A 22957-nucleotide genomic window follows, 5' to 3' on the forward strand; every position below is an offset into this window, starting at 1 on the left:
TTTCATAACACAGTGTTAACAGTTAGTTTTTTGTAACAAAAAAGCATAATTTAGACCCATCTTTTAACTTTACTTAAATATTACAGATACATGAGTCATATAAAACCCCTAAAATTATCTGCTTTTGCATTGCTTGTTTTAGCAGGATGCAGTGCTACAGTTCAGGCGCAGGTTTCTACTTCAAAAGAGTTTATTAAAGCCCCTGCAGCAGTTGTAAAAAAAGCTCCCCTTAGCGAAAATGAATTAAAAAGATGGAGTCATCTTGATCTAATAAAAGATTCAATTCCAGGAATGAGTGTTGATAAAGCTTACGCTGAATTATTGCAAGGTAAAAAAGGCGTAAAAGTAATCGTAGGAATTGTAGATTCTGGTGTAGATATCGAACACGAAGATCTTCAGGGAATGATTTGGACAAATTCTAAAGAAATTCCAGGAAACGGAATCGATGATGACAAAAACGGATTTGTTGATGATGTTCATGGATGGAATTTCCTTGGAGATGCTGTTCACGAAAATCTGGAAATGACTCGTATCGTAAAAAAAGCCGATGACGGTTCTGCAGAATACAAAGCTGCTCTAGCACAATTTACAGAGAAATACGAAGAAGCGCTTCAAGATAAACAGCAAGCAGATTTTTTAATGGAAGTGCATAACACCATAAAAAAAGAGCTGAATAAGACAGATTATAAAATCGAAGATTTAAGCACAATTACTTCTACAGATCCAAAAGTAGCAAGAAGTAAGGCGGTTATGACTCAGATTTTTACAAATGCTGGGCCAACTTTTAATCCAGAAGAAGAATTAAAAGAGTATAGCGATCAGGTTGAAGAGCAGTTAAAATACAACTTAAATAAAGATTTTGACGGAAGAAAAATCGTAGGAGATAATCCAGACGATATTAAAGGTACTAAATATGGAAATAACGTAGTATTTGGTCCAGATAAAGAAAAAGCATTACATGGAACACACGTTGCCGGAATTATTGCTCAAGTTAGAGGGAATAATTTAGGTGGAGACGGAGTAGCGACAAATGTTGAAATTTTGACAGTTAGAGCCGTTCCAGATGGAGACGAGTATGATAAAGATATTGCTCTGGCAATTCGTTATGCCGTAGACAATGGAGCAAAAGTAATCAACGGAAGTTTTGGAAAAAGCTTTTCTCCACACAAAGACTGGGTTTATGATGCGATTAAATATGCAGCTAAAAAAGACGTTTTAATTGTTCACGCAGCTGGAAACGACGGTTACAATATTGACGAAACAAAAAACATCAATTATCCAAACGATTCTCAAGACAACGTAAAAGAATTTGCAGATAATTTAATCACCATTGGAGCGATTAATAAATCGTATGGAGAAACAGTTGTAGCTTCATTTTCAAACTTCGGAAAAATAAACGTAGACGTTTTTGCTCCAGGTGAAGAAATTTATGCAACAGTTCCAAACAACAAATACAAATATTTACAAGGAACATCAATGGCATCTCCAAATGCTGCGGGTGTAGCGGCTTTGATTCGCTCTTACTATCCAAAATTAAAAGCCGCACAGGTTAAAAAGATTTTGATGGATTCTGGTGTAGCACTTCCTTCAACAGTTGTTTTAGGTAAAAGCGAAAATCCGGGAGAGAAACCAGCTGCCGTTTCTTCTGTAGAATCATCAAAAACAGCGAAGATGGTAAATGCTTACAATGCTTTATTAATGGCTGAAAAGATGTCTAAAAAATAAACAACATTAAACGATTAATCCAATGGAAGAGTTCGCGCTCTTCCATTTTCTATTACATATAAACATGCGAAAAATTATTTTACTTTCTTTCCTAAGCTTAGGTTTTAACTCGGCTTTCGCGCAAAGCGCCCCATATTGGCAGCAGCACGCTGACTATAAAATGGAAGTTTCGATGGATGTAAAAAACTATCAGTACAAAGGAAAACAAGAGCTGGTTTATACCAACAACTCTTCTGATACTCTAAAAAAAGTATTTTATCATTTGTTTCCAAATGCCTTTCAGCCAGGAAGCGAAATGGATGCACGCCTTCATTTTATTAAAGATCCAGATGGAAGAATGGTTAACAAAGTAAAAGGAGCAGACGGAAAAGAAGTAAAACAAAGCCGTATTGAAACTTTAAAACCAAATGAAATTGGTTATTTAAAAATTACGAATTTCAAACAAGATGGCGCTGTGGCTCAAACTAGAGTTTCAGGGACAATCTTAGAAGTGACTTTGGCTAAACCAATCTTGCCAAATTCTAAAACGACTTTTACATTAGATTTTGACGGACAAGTTCCGGTTCAGATTCGTCGTTCTGGAAGAAACAATTCTGAAGGAGTAGAGCTTTCTATGTCACAATGGTATCCAAAATTAGCCGAATTTGATTTCGAAGGATGGCACGCAGATCCTTATATCGCGAGAGAATTTCACGGTGTTTGGGGTAATTTCGATGTAAAAATTACAATCGATAAAGATTATACAATTGGAGGTTCAGGATATTTGCAAGACAAAAATTCAATCGGACACGGTTACGAAGATGCGGGTGTAACTGTTACTTATCCTAAAAAAGCAAAAACGCTAACATGGCATTTTATTGCGCCAAACGTTCACGATTTTACTTGGGCTGCAGACAAAGAATATACTCATGATATTGTAAAAGGACCAAACGATGTAGATTTGCATTTCTTCTACAAAAACAACGAAAAAACGACTGCAAACTGGAAACAGTTAGAGCCGTTAATGGTGAAAGTAATGGAATATTACAACCAAAGAGTTGGCGCCTATCCATACAAACAATATTCATTTATTCAAGGTGGAGATGGCGGAATGGAGTATGCAATGTGTACTTTAATGTTAGGAAACGGAACTTTGGAAGGAATCTTGGGAACTGCAACGCACGAATTAGGTCACTCTTGGTTCCAGCACATTTTAGCTTCAAACGAATCTAAACACCCTTGGATGGACGAAGGTTTCACGACTTACATCGAAGACAGTGCTTTGAATGAATTAAAAGGAGACAAAAAAGAAGTGAATCCTTTTGTTGGAAATTACAAAGCGTATTATAGTTTAGTAAATTCTGGTAAAGAACAGCCGCAAACAACGCACGGAGATCGTTACGATGAAAACCGTCCGTACAGTATTTCTTCTTATGTAAAAGGAAGCCTTTTCCTTTCTCAGTTAGAATATGTAATCGGAAAAGCTAACGTTGATGCAACTTTACACCGATATTTCAACGACTTTAAATTTAAGCATCCAACTCCAAACGATATTAAAAGAAGTGCTGAAAGAGTTTCTGGAGCTGAATTAGATTGGTATTTAATTGATTGGACGCAAACAACAAACACTATCGATTACGGAATTAAAGACGTAGCAGATAATGCTGGAAAAACAACTGTTTCTTTAGAAAGAATCGGAAGAATGCCAATGCCAATTGATTTAAAAGTAGATTATACAGATGGTACTTCTGAGACATTCTACATTCCGTTGAGAATGATGAATTTTATTAAGCCAAATCCAAATCCGAACGAAAAAAGAACAGTTTTAGAAGACTGGGCTTGGGCACAGCAAAACTATAGTTTTACAATTGATAAAGCCAAAACGGCAATCAAAAAAATCACTATCGATCCAAGCGGATTAATGGCTGATGTAAAACAGACAAATAACGTTTTTGAAGTGAAGTAATCTTCAAATAAAAAAATAGAAAAGTCCCGATTAAAATTTTAATCGGGACTTTTACTTTTAAGCCAAATAGAAAATTCAATAGTTAAACAATCAAACATGAAAAAGCTTTAGCCGAACACTTTAAGTTTGGCTAAAGCCTTTCGCTTTTACAATAAAAACCTCCAGCTAAAGCTGGAGGCAATTGAAAAATTTTATTAAATCGAGCTTAATAGATCTAACTCAAATGCTCAATCATATCTTTTGTCATAGATTCCAAATCAAATTTATGATTCCATCCCCAGTCTTCTCTGGCAGAAGAATCGTCAATACTTGCTGGCCAGCTGTCCGCAATTTTCTGACGGAAATCTGGATTGTAGGTAATCTCAAATTCCGGAATATGTTTTTTGATTTCAGCGGCAATTTCAGTTGGAGTAAAACTCATCGCAGCCAAATTGTACGAAGAATGTATTTTGATTTCTTCAACCGGAGCTTTCATAATGTTGATTGTTGCATCGATTGCATCATCCATATACATCATGGGCATTTTGGTTTCAGACGATAAAAAGCATTCATATTTTTTATCAGCGATGGCTTTATAGAAAATATCAACGGCGTAATCTGTAGTTCCACCACCAGGAGGAGTCGACCAGCTAATTAAACCTGGATAACGAATGCTGCGTACATCAACACCATAAATATTATGATAGTATTCACACCATCTTTCACCAGCTTGTTTACTGATTCCGTAAACTGTTGAAGGCTCCATTACAGTATATTGCGGTGTGTTTTCTTTTGGGGTTGTCGGACCAAAAACAGCGATACTTGAAGGCCAGAAAATCTTTTGGATTTTTTTTGCTTTAGCTAAATTTAAAACATGAAAAAGCGAATTCATATTCAAGTCCCAAGCAAAAGCAGGATTTTTTTCAGCCGTTGCAGACAAAAGAGCAGCCATTAAATAGACATCAGTAATTTTATGCACTTCTACCAAATGTTCGATCTGATTAAAATCTAAAGCATTGACCACCTCAAAAGGCCCTGAATTAACAACATCAGTATTCAATTTTCTAATATCGGAAGCGATTACATTCTCTGTTCCGTATATTTTGCGAAGCTTTTGAGTCAGCTCCGTTCCAATCTGACCGCAAGCGCCAATGATCAATATTTTTGGATTCATTTTTTCATGATTTTTAGATTTACAAATATAACGTTTTCGCAATTACGTGAGTTTTTTTGAATAATAAATTATTAATTCAATAATTAAAAAGTTTGTTTGTTGGATTATTCTCTTTTAGAGGGGGTGTGTCTTTGTGCTTTTTTATTTTCGGTTTAAAAGGTCATTTTTAAGAAGAATAAAACGAAAAAAATCTTCTTATTTCACGTCATAAAGGACAAAAATAATAACCTTGATTTATAGAATCTTTAGCATAAAATCAGAATTCATATTTGTAAATTTACTTCGTAACTTTGCAGCCTAACATTTTAATAAATGAAATACAAAATATCTCTTTTTCTGCTTTTGACAACTGTGTTATTTTCTTGCCAAAATGAAAATGAAAAACGCCTTGCAGAAAACGCAAAAGAAGCGAAAAAGAAAGAAGCTATTTTTAATAACATAAATAAAGGCTGGACTTTTCTAGATGAACCGATTAATGAAATTTCAGAATCACAATTGAATTCATGGACAGAGTGGCGTGAGTTTATAAAAGAAATCGGCGATAAGCCAAGAAAAACAATCGGCGCGTTTCAAAAAAAATCGACTGCTATTGCTAAAAAAGCAATGGCTTTGAACAATAATATTCCGGCACAGTTTAATCAGCCGCAGATCAAAAGCCGTATTTCTATTCTAATTACAAAAATCAAAATGCTGGATTTGTTTATTCATTTAAGTAAAATTCCAGATGATAAAGTGGTTTTTTTAATACAAGAAATTAATAAAGAACTGATTTCGTTGGAAAGACAAATGGATAAAATTGTCGAAAAAGCCAAAATACCGAAAGAAGAAGGAGAAGCCGATTTCCTTAGAATGTTAGACACAGCACGCGCGATTCCGAGTTCGGCACCGCCAATAGATCCAAATATACCGAGAGTTGAGTAAAAACGCTTTATATACCACATACGACAATCTGCCAAAAGCACAGCAGATTGCATCGAGTTTACTGGAAGGAAACCAAGTAAAAATGAACATCAGCGGATTGTTAGGATCTGCTGTTTCATTTATTATACGTTCCGTTTTCAGGAAAACCGAACTGCCTTTTCTGATTGTTTTAGACAACAAAGAAGAAGCGGCTTATTACTTGAACGATTTAGAACAAATGATCGGCGAGCAGGATGTATTGTTTTATCCTGCATCTTTTCGTCGTCCATATCAGATTGATGAAACTGATAATGCCAATGTTTTACTTCGCGCTGAGGTTTTAAACAGAATTAATTCCAGAAAGAAACCTGCTGTAATTGTCACGTATCCCGAAGCGCTTTTTGAAAAAGTAGTAACGAGAAGAGAACTCGATAAAAACACTTTAAAAGTGGCTTTAAACGATAAGATTTCGATCGATTTTATCAACGAAGTTTTGTTCGAATACGAATTCAAAAGAGTCGATTTTATTACAGAACCCGGAGAATTTTCAGTTCGTGGAGGAATTGTCGATGTCTTTTCTTTTTCAAACGATCATCCGTACCGAATTGAGTTTTTCGGAAATGAAGTAGACAGCATCAGAACTTTTGATGTTGAAACACAATTATCGGTTGAAACACATAAAAAAATTACGATTATTCCGAATGTGGAGAACAAACTGTTTCAGGAAAATCGCGAAAGCTTTTTAGATTATATTGCCGAGAAAACCGTTCTTTTCATCCAAAATACAGAAGGTCTTTTTTCTCAATTAGACAGACAATTTGCAAGGGCAGAAGAAGCTTTTGAGAAACTTTCGAAAGAAATAAAACACGCCACTCCGGAACAATTGTTTTTGAATCAGGCATCTTTTATAAAACGTTCTTTAGATTTTTCGGTTGTCGAATTAGCTTCAAGACCAGTTTATAAAACGACCAAAAAATTCGAATTTCATATTCAGCCTCAGCCTTCGTTCAATAAACAATTTGATTTATTGATGAATAATCTGAGCGAAAATCATTTTAACGGATATGTGAATTATTTGTTTTGTTCGAATGATACTCAGGCAAAACGTTTTCATGATATTTTTGAAAGTTTAGACGAAGCAAATTCAGAAAATATTAGAAAACAATATCACACGATTGTTCTGCCTTTGTATCAGGGATTTATTGACGAAGAAAATCAGATTACGGCGTATACGGATCACCAGATTTTTGAGCGTTACCATAAATTCAATATCAAAAATGGTTATTCTAAAAAGCAAAATATTACGCTAAAAGAATTAACCGCACTTTCTGTTGGTGATTATGTAACGCATATTGATCACGGAATCGGGAAGTTTGGCGGATTGCAGAAAATTCAGGTTGAAGGAAAAACGCAGGAAGCTATAAAATTGGTTTATGCCGACAATGATATTGTGTATGTGAGCATTCACTCGCTGCATAAAATTTCCAAATACAACGGAAAAGACGGAACACCTCCGAAAATATATAAATTAGGTTCCAATGCTTGGAAGGTTCTGAAACAGAAAACCAAAGCACGTGTTAAACATATTGCGTTCAATTTGATTCAGCTGTATGCAAAACGACGTTTAGAAAAAGGTTTTCAGTTTGCGCCAGACAGTTATCTTCAAAACGAATTAGAAAGTTCGTTTATTTATGAGGATACACCAGACCAAATGAAATCGACGGCTGAAGTAAAAGCCGATATGGAAAGCGATCGCCCTATGGATCGTTTGGTTTGCGGTGACGTTGGTTTCGGAAAAACAGAAGTTGCGATTCGTGCTGCTTTTAAAGCTGTAGATAATAGTAAACAAGTTGCGGTTTTAGTTCCGACAACTATTTTGGCTTATCAACATTACAGAACTTTCTCAGAACGTTTAAAAGATATGCCGGTTTCTATTGGATATTTAAATAGATTTAGAACGGCGAAACAAAAAACACAAACGTTAAAAGATTTAGCTGAAGGAAAACTCGATATTGTCATTGGAACACATCAATTGGTCAATAAAAATGTGGTTTTTAAAGACCTTGGTTTATTGATTGTTGATGAAGAACAAAAGTTTGGTGTAAACGTAAAAGATAAACTAAAAACAATTGCTGCAAATGTCGATACGTTGACATTGACAGCGACGCCAATTCCGAGAACTTTGCAATTTTCATTAATGGCAGCGCGAGATTTATCAGTAATTACGACGCCTCCGCCAAATCGTTATCCGATTGAAACGAATGTGGTTGGATTTAATGAAGAAATTATTCGTGATGCGATTTCGTATGAAATTCAAAGAAACGGACAGGTTTTCTTTATCAATAACCGAATTGAGAACATAAAAGAAGTCGCAGGAATGATTCAGCGTTTGGTTCCAAATGCCAGAGTCGGAATCGGTCATGGACAAATGGACGGCGCGAAACTCGAAGAATTGATGCTAGGCTTTATGAACGGAGATTTTGATGTTTTGGTCGCAACCACAATCATCGAAAGCGGATTGGACGTTCCGAATGCCAATACGATTTTCATCAACAATGCCAATAATTTCGGATTATCAGACTTGCATCAAATGCGTGGACGCGTTGGGCGAAGCAATAAAAAAGCATTCTGTTATTTTATCTGTCCGCCATATTCATCAATGACCGAAGATGCGAGAAAACGTATTCAGGCTTTGGAACAATTCAGCGAATTAGGAAGCGGTTTCAATATTGCAATGAAAGATTTGGAGATTCGTGGAGCAGGAGATTTATTAGGTGGTGAACAAAGCGGTTTCATTAACGAAATAGGTTTTGATACGTACCAAAAAATCATGAACGAAGCCATCGAAGAATTGAAGGAAAACGAATTCAAAGATCTTTATCCGGAAGAAAATGACATCGATACAAAAGAATACGTAAAAGACATTCAAATCGATGCCGATTTCGAATTGTTATTCCCAGATGAATATATCAATAACGTTTCAGAACGTTTGGTTTTATACAACGAATTAGGCGCAATAAAAGACGAAGCTGGTTTACAGGAATTCGAGAAAAAATTAATCGACCGTTTCGGGCCATTGCCAAAACAAGCAACAGCCTTATTAAACAGCATCAGAATAAAATGGATTGCGACAAAAGTCGGAATCGAGAAATTGGTTTTGAAACAAGGAAAAATGATTGGTTATTTCGTATCCGATCAACAATCTGATTATTATCAGTCTGTAAAGTTTAGAAATGTTTTAAACTTTGTTCAAAAGCATAGTAATCTCTGCAAAATGAAAGAAAAACAAACCGTTAATGGTTTACGTTTGTTATTGACTTTTGAAAATGTGAAGTCCATAAAACGTGCGCTGGAATTGATGGAGTTGTTTGAGGAATAAAAAAAATAGCCACGAATTCACGAATTGCTTTTTTAATAATTCGTGACTCGAGCGAAAGCGAACAGGCGAAGCAATTCGTGGCTAAAAAAAATTTAAGTTTTATTTACCTTTTATTTAAGAAAAATCTTAGAACTAAAAAGTTTTCTTTGAATCAAAATTTTCAAAGCCACTTTTATGTCTTATAGACTTCTTTTTGCATTTTTATTATTTGGAATAACTACATTATCAGCTCAGAAAACAGACAAAATAATTGCTGCTGATTCTTTAAAATCAGTTGAGATTGATCCGCTTCGTCCTGCGAAAGCCGCTTTTTATTCGGCTATTTTACCAGGTTTAGGACAGATTTATAATAAAAAATACTGGAAACTTCCGTTGGTGTATGGTGCAATTGGCACGAGTACTTATTTGTATATTGATAATCAGAAAAAATACAATTTGTATAGAGATGAATATAAAAACAGATTGGAAGGTAAAACAAGTGATTCTGATTATATGGCGAGGTTAAGCGAAAGCCAATTAATAACAGCGCAAAAACAGTTTCAAAGAAACAGAGATTTATCTGCGTTGTTTATAGTTGGTTTTTATGTTTTAAATATTATTGATGCGAATATTGATGCCGCATTGTCACAATTTAATGTTGATGAAAGATTAGCATTTAAACCCGCAGTTATAAGAAATGATATAACAGCAGCAAATGATTTTGGATTTGCTTTGAATTATACGTTTTAAAAAATAGCCACGAATTCACGAATAATTTTCTAGAAAGTTTTTTAAAAATTCGTGAATTCGTGGCAAAAAAAAAATTATTTCACAATCAGTTTTTTAGTCACATTAAAATCTTTAGAAACGATATTTACAATATAAATTCCTGTAGATAGATGATGATTAACTTGTCCTGAAGAAGAAAGTCTTTGGTTTAAAAGAGTTCTCCCATTCAAATCAGAAACAAAAACTTCGGCATCTCCGTTTGTTAATGCAGGCATTACAATATTAAATTCATTACCAGTAGAAGGATTTGGGTAAATGCCAATTACAGGTTCAGCTGCAGGAGCTTCTTCAACATTAAGTGCCATTTTTGATGTTCCAACAGTTGTTGGTTCCAATTGCCATTGCGCGCTGTACCAGCCGTCTTGCGAATTTCCGTATTGAGCAGATCCCGTTTGGTTTTCTACATGAATAATATTTCCAGACTGCCATCTATTTCTCAATCTTGTCCAAGTTCCGTCGATATAATCGCTAGACCATTGTGCACTCCAGAAAGTGGTGTCAGTAATATTACATTGTACAGATCCAGTTTGTCCTTCAATATTGATTAACTCGCCAGTTGCTACATTTTTCAATACAAAATAAGTGGCGTCAATTGCTATTTTCTGCCATTTGTAATTGTTTCCAGAAATGGTAGTTCCGTAGCCAACATTTGTTCCTGCATCAGATAAATAAGCCCCTGTCCATCTGTTTTTGATCGTATAATAATTTCCTCCGCCTGAAGCTGTTGTAACCGTAACTAAGCAATTACTTGTTTTACTTCCGTCAACAGTTGTTACGGTAATTGTGGCTGTTCCATTCGCGACAGCGGTAATTAAACCTGAAGCATTTACAGTCGCTACAGAAGTATTGTTTGAGCTGTATGTTACTGATTTGTTTGTAGCATTTGAAGGAAGTACAGTAGGCGTAAGCTGTTGCGTTCCACCCACATTTAACGATGCCGTAGATGGACTCAAACTTACACTTGTAACTGCTACGCCAGTTCCAGGATTAGAATCGTACCAAGCGCCATTCATATACCAGCCTGTTTTGTTTCGGCTTAAATCGGCAGTTTGGTTGGTTCCGTCGTTAAAAATTAAATTGGTTGAGGTTACGTTTGTAAACGTATAACTGTACCAGCCATTTCCAGCATTGGCCATATTTACGCCAGGCCAAGAAGCATCTGCTAAAACGCCTGCCGGTAAAGCACTCCAATGATAAATTTTGATTCCAGTTCCCCAGTTTGATGGTTTGTAGAAATAAACAGTAAAATTAATATTCGGATTAACAGTAATTGTTGCCGAAGCTGTTTTGTTTCCGTCAACTGTTTTTACCGTAATTGTTGCTGATCCAGCAGTAACTGCTGTTACCAAACCAGAACTGTTTACTGTTGCAACACCAGTATTGCTAGACGACCAAGTAACATTTTTATTCGTTGCATTTGTCGGTGAAACAGTCGCTGTAAGCTGTTGCGTATTTCCTGCATACAAAGTTGCCGAAGTTGGAGAAACCGCTACAGAAGAAACGGGAATTGTTGAAACTGTTATAGCTGAGGTTGCTGTTTTGTTTCCATCAACTGTTTTTACCGTAATCGTGGCTGTTCCTGCCGAGACAGCTGTAACCAATCCAGAAGCGTTTACAGTTGCAACTGCGGTATTGCTTGATGTCCAAGTGACGTTTTGATTGGTTGCATTTGCTGGAGCAATTGTTGCGTTTAATTGCTGTGTTGTTCCTAAACCAACAGTTGCCGTTGTAGGATTAACAGAAACTCCCGTAACCGCTACAACAGGAGCATTGGTATTGGTTAAAACCAAATATTCGTAAGCTGCAAAATTTCTTGTAGAACCAGCGGTTAAAGTCACCGAAGCATTATTGTTATACGGATTTACATAAGTTCCCGCCAAAGCTGCCGGAATTACATAAGACTTAGAAGTATTTCTCAAATTCGACATTACGATTACTTTTTCAGTACCTAATGTTTTGGTAAAAATGCTGATATCATCGTTTGCATAAGTCGTTAAATCACCACGACGGATTGCTGCACTTGAAGTTCTGAAATTTAGAATTTTAGCAAAATCGGCGGCAGCGGTTGGGTTTTGCGACCAATTGAATTTGAAATTCTGCCAAGGCCAGTCGGTTTTGGGTTCATAATCAATTTCTTGTCCACTCATTAAGAAAGGGACTCCTTTCATATAGGCCGAAACTAAGAAATTGGCAACAATTCCATTGTGACTTTTGAATGGAATAATTGGCCTTCTTACGCCATCATCATTGGTGTACGTATCATGATTACCCGTGTATCTAACAATTTGCTGATTTCCGGTTGCTTTAGCGTATTCATAAGTCGTTTGGTCTTGAAGTCTTTGCGAAACAGGTCCGCCGTTAGCAACATCATATAAACCGCTGTGAAACCAACGGTCTCCATAATTCATATCAAAACCAACTTGAAAGTTCTCTTGTCTATCACCTTCAGCTAACATTAATAAATTATGAGAAGTAATTCCGCGCAGGTTTGAATTCACTTCAGACCAAAAATCTAAAGGAGGATTGTTAGCATAATCGCAACGGTAACCGTCAATATTGGCAGCGAAAATCCAGTAACGCATAGCGTCTTTGATTGCATTTCTAGTTGCTGAATTATTAAGATCGAGCGCTGCAATATCAGAGAAGTTTCCTAATTGCTGAATCGTTGTTCCAGTTCGTTTGTAATATTCAGGATGCGAAACAGTCCAGCCATGATCCCATGAAGTTCCGTTGATGGCAATGTCCAAAATAACGGCCATTCCGCGGCTGTGAGCACCGTCAACTAGAGTTCTTAAATCGGCAAGTGAACCATATTCTGAACCAACAGCTTTAAAATCTTTGATGCAATAAGGTGAAGGGGAACTTCGAGAATCAGTTCCGTGGGGGAAAATCGGCATTAAATAAATAACGTTTGTGCCGAGTGCTTTGATATTATCTAAACGGGCGGTTACTCCGGCTAGATTTCCGTTGGCACTAAACGGACGAATGTGCACTTGATACATGTTGATATCGCGCGTATCGGGCACGCCTGTAAATGGCGTTCCGTACTGAGCGGGATCTTGTGCGTAAAGGGAAGTTGCAAATAATAATAGAAAACAGAATAGTGCTTTCGTAAAATGAAATAACCTAGGGGTAATGTTGATTTTCATAATAATAGTTTTTTGCATGCTTGTCGGCATTTCTAACTAAAATTCATTCTCACTCGCATTGTATTTAAATTCGACAAACATTTTGTGGTTAATAGTTTTCAATAGTAAGTTTTTAATTTTCTGCCTAAAATTTAGGCAATAGTTTTCTGCCACGAATTACACGAATTACACAAATTTTAATTGCGTTATTCATTCGTGTAATTAGTGAAATTCGTGGCGAAAAAAACTTTATAATCTGTTAATCTATAATTTTTTCAATCCTTTTAAATCTGAAGCAGTTCCTTCTTTGATGCTGATGGCAACTCCTCCTCCAGGAGCTAAATACTGCTTCAATTTTGTTTTTGAGTTTACAACAGCTTTAGTAACGGTATATTTCTGCGGATTCTGTTTCCAGTCTGCTTCCTTTGCGTCGGCGTAAATCGTTGCAACGAAACTTTTTCCTGCAGGCAAATAATCAAAAGAAATGTTGGCTGTTCTTGAATTTTCATCTGTAATTCCGCCAATAAACCATTCGTTTTTACCTTTTGCTTTTCTGGCAATTGTAATATAATCTCCAGGTTCAGCTTCCAAAATATAACTGTTATCCCAATCTACAGCCACATCTTTGATGAACTGAAAAGCATCTGGAAAACGCTCATAATTTCCTGGAATATCTGCAGCCATTTGCAACGGACTGTACATAGTAACATAATAAGCCAGTTGCTTTACTAAAGTGGTGTTTACTCGTTGTGAACTTCCTGTTCCGTAATACGAAAGATCGGTTTGGAAAATTCCCGGTGTATAATCCATTGGACCTCCCATTAAACGGGTAAAAGGCAAAATTGTCGTGTGATCTGGAGCTAATCCTCCCATAGATTCGAACTCGGTACCGCGCGCTGATTCCTGAGCAATCCAGTTTGGAAAAGTTCGGTTTAATCCCGTTGGACGAACGGCTTCGTGGCTGTTAATCATAATTTTATAATCGGCAGCACGTCTCGCAACGTTAATGTAATGATTGACCATCCATTGTCCGTCGTGATGTTCGCCACGTGGAATAATTTGTCCTACGTAACCTGTTTTTACGGCATCATAACCGTTGTCATTCATAAATTGAAAAGCACGATCCAAACGACGTTCGTAATTCGTAGCCGATCCTGAAGTTTCGTGGTGCATGATAATTTTTACGCCTTTGGAGGCAGCGTAAGCATGAACGGCTTTTACATCAAAATCAGGATAAGGAGTTACGAAATCGAAAACCTCTTCTTTCCAATTTCCAATCCAGTCTTCCCAGCCAATGTTCCAGCCTTCGATCAAAATTGCATCAAAGCCATTTTTAGAAGCAAAATCAATGTACTCTTTAGCACGTTCTGTTGTAGCACCGTGTTTTCCGTTTGGAGTCAATTTGGTAAAATCATCCGTTAGTTTAACATTGTTTTCTTTTCCAAAAGCCCAAGTGCTTCTTCCGGCAACGAAATATTCCCACCAAATTCCGATGTATTTTACTGGTTTAATCCAAGAAACATCTTTGTATGAAGTTGGGTCATTCAAATTCAGAATCAGTTTAGAAGCTAAAATATCGGTTGCTTTATCACTTACTACAATCGTTCTCCACGGAGTTTGTGCATCAGTCTGCATATAACCTTTGTTTCCAACTGCATCTGGAGCCAAATGACTTACCATTTTATTGGTTTTAGCATCAACTTCCAAATACATTGCTGGATAATTGATTAATCCTGCTTCGTGAATGTTGATGTACAAACCATCATCCGATTTCATCATTGAAGGCGTTTGCACAGACAATTCTTTTATTGGCTGTTGCGCATTGATTTCGATCGTTGCTTTTTTCATCAACGAAGGAATTTCTGAAATCTTCGAAGTCGTATACGCATATTCATTGGTATCATAATCCCCTGGAATCCAGAAAATTTTATGATTTCCAGCCAAATTAAATTCGGTGCGTTCTTCTTTAATTACGAAATAACTCAGGTCATTTTGTTTAGGAAATTCATATCTAAATCCCAATCCGTCGTTGAATAAACGAAAACGAAGACGGATAAATCTATTGTTGTTTTTCGCTTGCGCTAAAGTGACAACCAATTCGTTATAATGATTGCGAATTGTTTTTTCTTCCCCTAAAACTGGATTCCAATTTTCATCAACAGAATTTTGTGCTGTATTTGTAATGGTAAAACCATCCATAAACGAAGCATTGTTTTTTAGTTCTAAACCTAATGTACTTGGTTTAATAACTGGTTTCTGTTTGTATGATAATTGATAAGACGGAATTCCGCCTTCTTTTAATTCAAATTTTAAAGAAAGACTTTTGTCTGGCGAAGTTATTTCTTGTGCCTGAAGCCATAATGTACTTAGAAATACAAAAAATAAAAGCGCAGTTTTTTTGCTCAAACGCATTTGAAGCAATGATTTTTGGGATTGAAAATTCATGTTTATTTAGTTTTGTGCAAATTTAGATTTTAAAGTTGCTTTAGGTATTAATTTTTCAACACTAAATATTGAAAAGGCTGTAAGGTTAAATCTGCTCCAACTGTTACAGAAGCGCCTGTAAATGCATCTTTCCAGTTTCCTTTTAATGTTGATGGAATAAGCTGTTTTACAGTTGAATCGGTTAAATTTGAAAGAACAAAAACCTTTTCAGAATCTTTTATCATAGTAAATGCACTAACGGCATCGCTGCTGTAACCGGTAAATTCTCCTCTTTTAATAGCGTTACTTGTGTTTCTGAAAGCAATGATTTTTTTGTATTCAGCAAACATTTCGTTATCTGCGGTTGACCAGTCAATAGGTGTTTTAGCAAAATAATTTAATCTTTTGTTGTAGCCAATTTCCTGACCGTTGTAAATCATGGGTACAGATTTTAAATAGGCAGCGACTACAAAGGTTGCAATTGATCCTTTTTTACCTCCAAAAAGCTCTAACGGAGTTCCTTCAGAAAGGTTTACGTCATGATTGCTAGTGTAGCGAACAACTTTGTTTGATGGATCGTAAACATTTGCATATTCAGTTGTATTAGAGCTCTGAATAGTTGTAGCCGATTTATTTTCTTTGAAAAGCTGTTCTAAAGTCGAGAAGAAATTAAAACCAAAAGTATAATCAAATCCTGATGCAAAGTGATTGAATTTTGAACCTTCAGCCAACATTAAAATCTCTTGATTTTTTTTGATTTTTCTCAATTTTGAAATAGCATCAGTCCAGAAATTATTTGGAACAAAATCAGCATAATCACATCTGAAACCATCGATGTTGGCATTGTAAACCCAATAAGACATCGCATCGATCATGGCATCTTTCATTTCATTATTTTCGAAGTTTAGCTGAGCCACATCATTATAATTGGTTCCTGGCGGAATGATAATATTTCCGCTTGCATCCTGCTGATACCAATCTTTGTGTTGTGTAATCCACGCATTATCCCAAGCAGTGTGATTGGCAACCCAGTCTAAAACCACCGCCATGTTTTTTTTATGTGCTTCTTCAACTAAAGTCTGAAGATCTTGTAAAGTTCCGAAATCAGGGTTTACAGCTTTATAATCTTTTACGGCGTACGGAGAACCTAATTCGCCAGAGGCTCTTTCTTTTCCAACAGGGTAAATTGGCATTAGGTAAATGACATTGGCGCCCAATTCCTGAATCTGAGCCAATCTTTCTTGAACTCCTTTTAAAGTTCCAGCCTGACTAAAAGCGCGAATATTTACCTGATAAATAATAGCATCTTCTTTTTTTGGCATTTTATCAAAAGGAGCACCGAATTGGGTATACGGAGATTCGGGTGTTTTGTTATCATCATCAGAAGAACTGCATGACATAAAGGCTAATGCAAGTACTAATCCGTAAACGAATTTTATATTAAATTTCATAATTATTGAATTTGGATGTAATAAAATTTAGAGGTTAAAATAACCTGCCTTCGCTCAAAAAGGCAGGTATCACTCAAAACTAATCTAGCTTTTATTACATTGTTAGATTATTTTTTAACTATCGTACAAGTTGCAGTTTTTGGGTAACCGTTACTTAGTGGATCTTTTTCATCAATCTTAAAAGTTACTTCGTAAACTCCAGCTTCGGCAATGTCATAAGCACCTCCATTATCTAAATTAATGGTATTTGTAGAAGGATCTGCTGGTCCATAATTGATAGTCCAGCTATTGTTTAGCCTAAATTTTAAAGCTCCTGCTGTTAAATTGGCTGTAACTTTCCATGTTTTGGTTTGATGATCGTAGCTCATAGGCGTGCTGTTGTCCCATCCTCCGGCTTGAGAAGTTCCAACAATTCCCCATGCATAAGGTGTAGAACTCCATTTTAAAGTATTTAAATTTACTTTTATTTGATAAGAACCTGCTTCAGGAAGTACAAAATCAGTGTCGCTCATATTTTTTAAATCAGCATTTGTATCACCTGCACCGTAGAATTGTGCCCAGTTTCTTCCTTTATTTAATTTAAACCCAGGACCTGCACCTTCTGGTAAAGTCATATAACCTTGATAGACTCCCAATTGAATTTCATTTAATGCGGCAGCAGTTTCCACAGCCCATCCCTGATAACTTCCCGGCATATAGATTTCGCCCATAACAACCGTTTTAAGGTAAGGCGTAACTGTTATTACGATAGGATCTGAATAAATTCTATGGTCCATAGTAGATTCTACGCGAATTACTAATTCACCAGCTACATCAGGTTTTAGACCTAAATCTGTGGCAATTTTATTTAATTCGGCACCCGTAAATGATTTGCTCAAAACATCTTGTCCAGCATCAATTCTTTTGGCTTTCTGCCACGCTTCACTTCCTTTAATGTCTGTTGTTAAATCAAACTGTATAGCGTAACTCACAGGCGCACTAATAGGATAGGTTACCTTTGGCCAAGAAATAAGCAAAGCCGGTTGATCTGAAACATCTTCTTTAAGGACTATTGTACTCGCTGATGCTTCAATTGCAGAAGGAAAAGTGACAGTCGCTAGGGTCGTTAATTGCCCTTCGGTTTCGCAGGAAGTTGCTAAAAAAAGCAAACTGCCTAATACGAATAATTTATTAATATATTTTTTCATAATAGTTTTTGTTTTTAGTAACCCGGATTTTGTTTAAGTCCACGATTTGCATCTAAAGCAGATGTTGGGATTGGAAACAATTTTCTGAAAGCTGGAGACGCTGGTCTGAATTCGTTTGCCAATAAAAATTTATCAAAACGAATCATATCCTGCCTTCTGTGGCCTTCCCAGCTTAATTCAAATCCTCTTTCGTTGTAAATGTCATCAAGAGTGGGATTGTGGTCTAAAGCATCTAAGCCTGCACGCTGTCTAATCTGATCTACAAAAGGTTTTGCAGCAGCAGGATTTCCTAAGCGTGCATTACATTCTGCTATCATTAAAATTACATCAGCATATCTAAAAATTGGGAAGTCGTTTGAAGCTCCTCCTCCGCTTTTTACACCTGCAGGATAAAACTTCACATTACGAACTCCTGCCTGCGGCGCTGCTCCAGGATTGTCTAATGAAGCAACTTCAAGAGTATAATTAAATCCTCCTGGCTGTTCTCCAAACAAAAATTGCTTTCTTCGAACATCGTTTACAGCATATTTCAGGAAGAAATCTTTTGGAACTATAGTTCCGTTCCAGCCGCTTAATCCAAACATATTGGTACCCTGAGGTCCGTATACACTTCGAACGGCATACACATTACGAGAAACAACATCGAGAGTTGCGAAAATTGGCAGTATCGTTTCATCATCTGGAAGTACGTCTCCAAATAATTCATAATATTTATTTCCTAACGGACTTGCATCGTTTGCTTCGCCTGAATGCAATGAAAAACCGCCTTCGCCTACTTTGTTACAAGCAGCTAAACACTCATTCCATTTTGCTTCTCCTGTATATACTTCTGCATTTAAATACACTTTTGCTAGCAAAGTATAACCCGCCCATTTATTGAATCTTCCGTAATAATTACCGCCTTTAGTTACTGAAAGTAATTCTACATTTTCTGTCAATTCTTTTACGATGAAATCAAAAACTTCTTTACGGCTTGACTGCGGAATTTTGTCAACAGTAATATTGTTGTCTGTATAAAAAGGAACATTTCCAAAATCATCAATTAGCAAATAATAAAAGAAAGCACGTAATACTTTTGCTTCAGCAATTTTTGAAGGTTCTGCATTTCCTTTTTCTAATAATTCAACTGCCAAGTTAGCATTGAAAATACCTTTGTACAACCAATTCCAGGTATTGTTGATGATAAATTCTGATGGAAGCCATTCGTGTTTGTGCAGACGGGCAAAATCCTGCTGCCAGTTACCGTCATTTCTATGCGGAATTACCTGCTCATCTGATGACATACAGTTCATGTCGTACCAGCCGTTATCTGCTCCTGCATAACCTACGCCTGGTACATTTTTACGTTCAAAGTCACCCGGAATTTCAGCATAAACGCTCGCCAGAGCAATATTTGCTCCTTCTGGAGTTCCATAAAAGCTGTCCGGCTGATATTTGTCGTATATATTTTCGTTGATATCTGTACAGCTAAAAAGTGTCAGAAAACATGCGCTTCCTGCTATTACTATATTTTTAATTTTCATTTCTTCTACTATTTAAATTTTACAGTCAAACCAAATGCAACACTTCTGGTACGAGGATAAATTCCTTTATCGCCTCCAAAATTGTCATTAGGATCACCACTTCCGCTTATGTTCAATTCTGGATCAACACCTGTGTAATCCGTAATTAAGAATAAATTATTTCCAGTAAGAGAAAGACGCACAGAGTCTACATATTTATCTGTAAAGCGGAAAGTATATCCAGCAGTAAGATTTTCTAAACGAACAAATGAACCGTCTTCTAACCATGCATCAGATCCGTATGGAGAAGAAAAAATTCCTCTGTCAACAGCGCTTTGCAAAACATTAGAACTACCTGTGTTTTCTAACATGCTTAATCGCTGATTAAGATTGTTGTAGATTTTATTTCCTCCAGAACCTCTTACTAACATAGAAGCATCGAAGTTTTTGTATCGGTAAGACGGATTAAAGGCAAAAGTGTAAGTTGGCAATGCAGAACCTGCGTAATAACGATCTTGACTTGTAGCTCCTTGATCAATTTTACCATCTCCATCGCGGTCTTTCACTGTTTCGACACCATTACTATTGGTACCAGTACTTTCTAAAATATAAAATGAACCAATTGGTTTTCCTTGTACTAGTAATGAGTTTGGTGCTCCCCAGTTTACAAAGTTTGTATTTAAAGGAATTCCGTTAATGCTTCCGCTTAAATTAAGAACTTCGTTTTTCATTAAAGACATGTTTCCTGCTAACGTCAGCGTGCTGTTTTCCGTTCTAATAACATCATACGCCAGCGCTACTTCTAAACCTTTGTTAGAAATGCTACCGACATTGGCTTTGATTTTATTATACGGATAAGGAGGTTGAGGTACTGTATAATCAAACAAAAGATTATCAGTTCTAGAATCATAAACATCGATGCTTCCTCTTAATCTATTGTCTAAAAGAGCAAAATCAAGTCCGATGTTGGTTTGTTTTTTGGTTTCCCATTTTAAATCAGCGTTTGCATTTTGAGAAATACCAAAATTGGTAATGATCGATCCTCCAAAATAAATATTTCCTGCGCTGTCAACTAATGGAAGTGAAGTCTGCGGATATAGCCCCTGCTGGTTTCCTGTTACACCATAACCCGCACGCAATTTTAATTCGCTAAACAGATTCTGATTCATCATAAAAGATTCTTTGTTAATCTGCCAAGCAACAGATGCTGAAGGGAAATTACCCCATTTGTTGTTTGAACCAAATACAGATGAACCATCACGTCTGATACTAGCTGTTAGTAAATAACGGTCTAATAAAGAGTAATTTAATCGTGCTAAATAAGAAGCCAATGATCTGTCATTTTTATAAGATCTGATATCTCCAGCTCTGACTTTAGACAAATCGCCAAACTGAAGCGCATTATATGTAGCTTCATCACTGATAAAACCTCTTGCCTGAGTATAATTGCCTTGGTAAGTCTGACTTTGCCATTCGTATAAAGCCAATGCATTAAAGCTGTGGATTCCGAAAGTTTTTTTATAGGTAAGACTAAAATTGGTTAATTTTTCGTTTTGTTTCTTATTGTCAATATTGGCAAAACCATGTTGTTCAACCGCATTAAAGTCTGTTGATTCTGCTGGCATATAATATCCAGCTGTATAATTGGTCTTTCTCCAGCTTCCAAACCAGTTTGCTGTAAAACCTTTTCCTAAATCTAAATCAGCTTTTAAACTTCCAAATAAATTATCTTCTTGTCTTTCATTTGTAACCTCTTGCGCAGCCGCATAAGGATTTAAGTAATGAAATACAGCAGGATCTGTAAAATAAGTTCCGTCAGTATTATAAACAGGATCTGTTGGTCTTGCTAATAATGCATTTGTAATTAAGTTTGATGTATAAGCAACGGTACCAATACTTCCAATACTGCTTGTAATATTATTTATTCCTGAGTTTAAATTAAAAGTCAATTTTAATTTATCGTCTAAAGCCAATTGTGTTGCCTGAATGCGCCCAATATATTTTTGGTTGCTTGAATTAATTACCACACCATCCTGCGTAATAGCTGTTATAGAAGCTCTGTAATTAAATTTATCTGTTGCGCCTCCAAATGATAAGGTATGAGTCTGAGTAATTCCAGTTTCAGTTAAAAGGCCGTACCAGTTGGTATTTGAACCATGATTTGCAGAAGCTGGAACACCATATTTTTGACCCGTTTCCCACCATTGGTCTGCACTCAACATATCCAGTTTTTTTGGAATAAAATCAACAGAAGTTGACCCTGTATATTCAATCGTAGTTTTTCCGGCTTTGTTTTTCTTAGTCGTAACAATGATTACACCAGGCGCACCTCTAGAACCATAAACGGCAGTTGCAGAAGCATCTTTTAAAACATCGATACTCTCAATCTCGCTTGGTGGAACCTGATTTAATAAATCCATGTTTCCCTGAATCCCATCAACTACTACCAAAGGATCGTTTCCCCCAATTAAAGAGCCAATACCTCTAATACGAACACTTGGTCCAGAACCTGGCTCACTTCCTATCTGCGTAATATTAACTCCGGCAGCTTTTCCTGCGATCAACTGCAAAGGATTTACAATTGCTCCCTGATTCATGTCTTTTGCGGCAATAGAAGAAACCGCTCCTGTTACATCTTTTTTGGCTGCAGTTCCATAACCTACTACTACAATTTCCTGTAAGTCAGTTGCGTCTGGAAGCAGCTGAATGTTTATAACAGGTTGATTTGCAGTCACTCTTTTTTCTTTATACCCCACAAAAGATACAATGATTACAGACTGGCTGCTTTCTACAGTAAGTTTATATTTTCCATCAAAATCAGTAACCATTCCATTTTTTGTACCTTCTTCAATAACCGAAGCACCAGGTAATGGCAGGCCGTTTTCGTCTGTAATAACACCGGAAACAGTTTGTTTTTGAAATTCGATTACTTGCGTTTTTAGCTCTGGTTTTTTAAGGATAATCTGCGTGTCACGAATTTTAAATTCGGTTGGAGTTCCTTTAAAAATTTTGTCTAAAACAACATATATAGACTGATCTTTTACAGAAATTGAAACCGTACGATCTAAATCGACATCGTTCATTTTATAAATAAATCTGAAATCTGTTTTTTGTTCAATGGTCTCAATAACCTTTTCGATTGTTGAATTGTTTAAATCAAGAGTAACTTTTGTCTTTTGGGCATAAGTACTCGCTTTGATATTAAACATGGCGACCAAAATAAGTAGTGTTGTTAATTTCAATTTTAGGTCATTTTGGAACAATGAGTATAGAAACCCATTATTCTTAGATTTTTTTTTCATAATTTTGTTAATTGATTGTAGTTAATTCGTTATATTCAATCACTTAGTTAATCGGAAATTGTTCGCAGCTCTTTCCGATTTTTTTATTCCCGT

General features: G+C 36.3%; 12 protein-coding genes. 5 read left to right on the top strand and 7 right to left on the bottom strand.

Annotation, left to right across the window (positions count from 1 at the left end; translation table 11 throughout):
• Positions 1–90: 90 nt before the first annotated feature.
• The gene (locus Q9Q97_RS03205) at positions 91–1725 is read left to right on the top strand and encodes a S8 family peptidase (protein ID WP_306154513.1); all 1635 of its coding nucleotides are present in this window, start codon (positions 91–93) and stop codon (positions 1723–1725) included.
• Positions 1726–1789: 64 nt separating this feature from the next.
• A complete protein-coding gene (locus Q9Q97_RS03210) occupies positions 1790–3670 on the top strand; it encodes a M1 family metallopeptidase (protein ID WP_306154515.1) in 1881 nt (626 codons plus the stop codon).
• Between the two features lie 214 nt (positions 3671–3884).
• On the opposite strand, the gene Q9Q97_RS03215 is transcribed toward Q9Q97_RS03210, so the two are convergent.
• A complete protein-coding gene (locus Q9Q97_RS03215; RefSeq protein WP_306154517.1) occupies positions 3885–4823 on the bottom strand; it encodes an L-threonine 3-dehydrogenase in 939 nt (312 codons plus the stop codon).
• Positions 4824–5135: 312 nt separating this feature from the next.
• On the opposite strand from Q9Q97_RS03215, the gene Q9Q97_RS03220 reads away from it, so the two are divergent.
• The 3 genes from Q9Q97_RS03220 (at position 5136) to Q9Q97_RS03230 (ending at position 9831) form a co-directional block, all read left to right on the top strand.
• Positions 5136–5744 (top strand): hypothetical protein, encoded by a 609-nt coding sequence (locus Q9Q97_RS03220; protein WP_306154519.1) that lies wholly within the window; start codon positions 5136–5138, stop codon positions 5742–5744.
• The gene (gene mfd, locus Q9Q97_RS03225) at positions 5737–9102 is read left to right on the top strand and encodes a transcription-repair coupling factor (RefSeq protein ID WP_306154520.1); all 3366 of its coding nucleotides are present in this window, start codon (positions 5737–5739) and stop codon (positions 9100–9102) included. Before Q9Q97_RS03220 ends, mfd begins: the two co-directional genes overlap by 8 nt.
• A gap of 174 nt (positions 9103–9276) precedes the next feature.
• On the top strand, positions 9277–9831 hold the full coding sequence (locus tag Q9Q97_RS03230; RefSeq protein ID WP_306154522.1) for a DUF5683 domain-containing protein: 555 nt from the start codon (positions 9277–9279) through the stop codon (positions 9829–9831).
• Between the two features lie 74 nt (positions 9832–9905).
• On the opposite strand, the gene Q9Q97_RS03235 is transcribed toward Q9Q97_RS03230, so the two are convergent.
• From Q9Q97_RS03235 to Q9Q97_RS03260, 6 genes are all read right to left on the bottom strand, one after another.
• The gene (locus Q9Q97_RS03235; RefSeq protein WP_306154524.1) at positions 9906–13019 is read right to left on the bottom strand and encodes an Ig-like domain-containing protein; all 3114 of its coding nucleotides are present in this window, start codon (positions 13017–13019) and stop codon (positions 9906–9908) included.
• Positions 13020–13262: 243 nt separating this feature from the next.
• Positions 13263–15410 (bottom strand): glycoside hydrolase family 97 protein, encoded by a 2148-nt coding sequence (locus tag Q9Q97_RS03240; protein ID WP_306154855.1) that lies wholly within the window; start codon positions 15408–15410, stop codon positions 13263–13265.
• A gap of 80 nt (positions 15411–15490) precedes the next feature.
• Positions 15491–16873, bottom strand: a complete 1383-nt coding sequence (locus Q9Q97_RS03245; RefSeq protein ID WP_306154526.1) for an alpha-amylase family glycosyl hydrolase — start codon at positions 16871–16873, stop codon at positions 15491–15493.
• Between the two features lie 107 nt (positions 16874–16980).
• Complete coding sequence (locus Q9Q97_RS03250; protein WP_306154528.1) at positions 16981–18060, bottom strand: SusE domain-containing protein; 1080 nt, start codon at positions 18058–18060, stop codon at positions 16981–16983.
• Positions 18061–18074: 14 nt separating this feature from the next.
• The gene (locus Q9Q97_RS03255; protein ID WP_306154531.1) at positions 18075–19583 is read right to left on the bottom strand and encodes a RagB/SusD family nutrient uptake outer membrane protein; all 1509 of its coding nucleotides are present in this window, start codon (positions 19581–19583) and stop codon (positions 18075–18077) included.
• An 8-nt stretch (positions 19584–19591) separates the two neighbouring features.
• Positions 19592–22804, bottom strand: coding sequence for a TonB-dependent receptor (locus Q9Q97_RS03260; protein ID WP_306154533.1), 3213 nt, complete (start codon positions 22802–22804; stop codon positions 19592–19594).
• Positions 22805–22957 lie beyond the last annotated feature (153 nt).

This window comes from Flavobacterium sp. DG2-3, assembly GCF_030730925.1.
GTDB lineage: Bacteria > Bacteroidota > Bacteroidia > Flavobacteriales > Flavobacteriaceae > Flavobacterium.

Bases quoted from the DNA above. Each gene is read 5' to 3' on its own strand.
- Q9Q97_RS03230 (WP_306154522.1), top strand. From the start codon at position 9,277: ATGTCTTATAGACTTCTTTTTGCATTTTTATTATTTGGAATAACTACA.
- Q9Q97_RS03215 (WP_306154517.1), bottom strand. From the start codon at position 4,823: ATGAATCCAAAAATATTGATCATTGGCGCTTGCGGTCAGATTGGAACG.
- Q9Q97_RS03235 (WP_306154524.1), bottom strand. From the start codon at position 13,019: ATGAAAATCAACATTACCCCTAGGTTATTTCATTTTACGAAAGCACTA.
- Q9Q97_RS03255 (WP_306154531.1), bottom strand. From the start codon at position 19,583: ATGAAAATTAAAAATATAGTAATAGCAGGAAGCGCATGTTTTCTGACA.
- Q9Q97_RS03240 (WP_306154855.1), bottom strand. From the start codon at position 15,410: ATGCGTTTGAGCAAAAAAACTGCGCTTTTATTTTTTGTATTTCTAAGT.
- Q9Q97_RS03210 (WP_306154515.1), top strand. From the start codon at position 1,790: ATGCGAAAAATTATTTTACTTTCTTTCCTAAGCTTAGGTTTTAACTCG.
- Q9Q97_RS03220 (WP_306154519.1), top strand. From the start codon at position 5,136: ATGAAATACAAAATATCTCTTTTTCTGCTTTTGACAACTGTGTTATTT.
- Q9Q97_RS03245 (WP_306154526.1), bottom strand. From the start codon at position 16,873: ATGAAATTTAATATAAAATTCGTTTACGGATTAGTACTTGCATTAGCC.
- Q9Q97_RS03205 (WP_306154513.1), top strand. From the start codon at position 91: ATGAGTCATATAAAACCCCTAAAATTATCTGCTTTTGCATTGCTTGTT.
- Q9Q97_RS03250 (WP_306154528.1), bottom strand. From the start codon at position 18,060: ATGAAAAAATATATTAATAAATTATTCGTATTAGGCAGTTTGCTTTTT.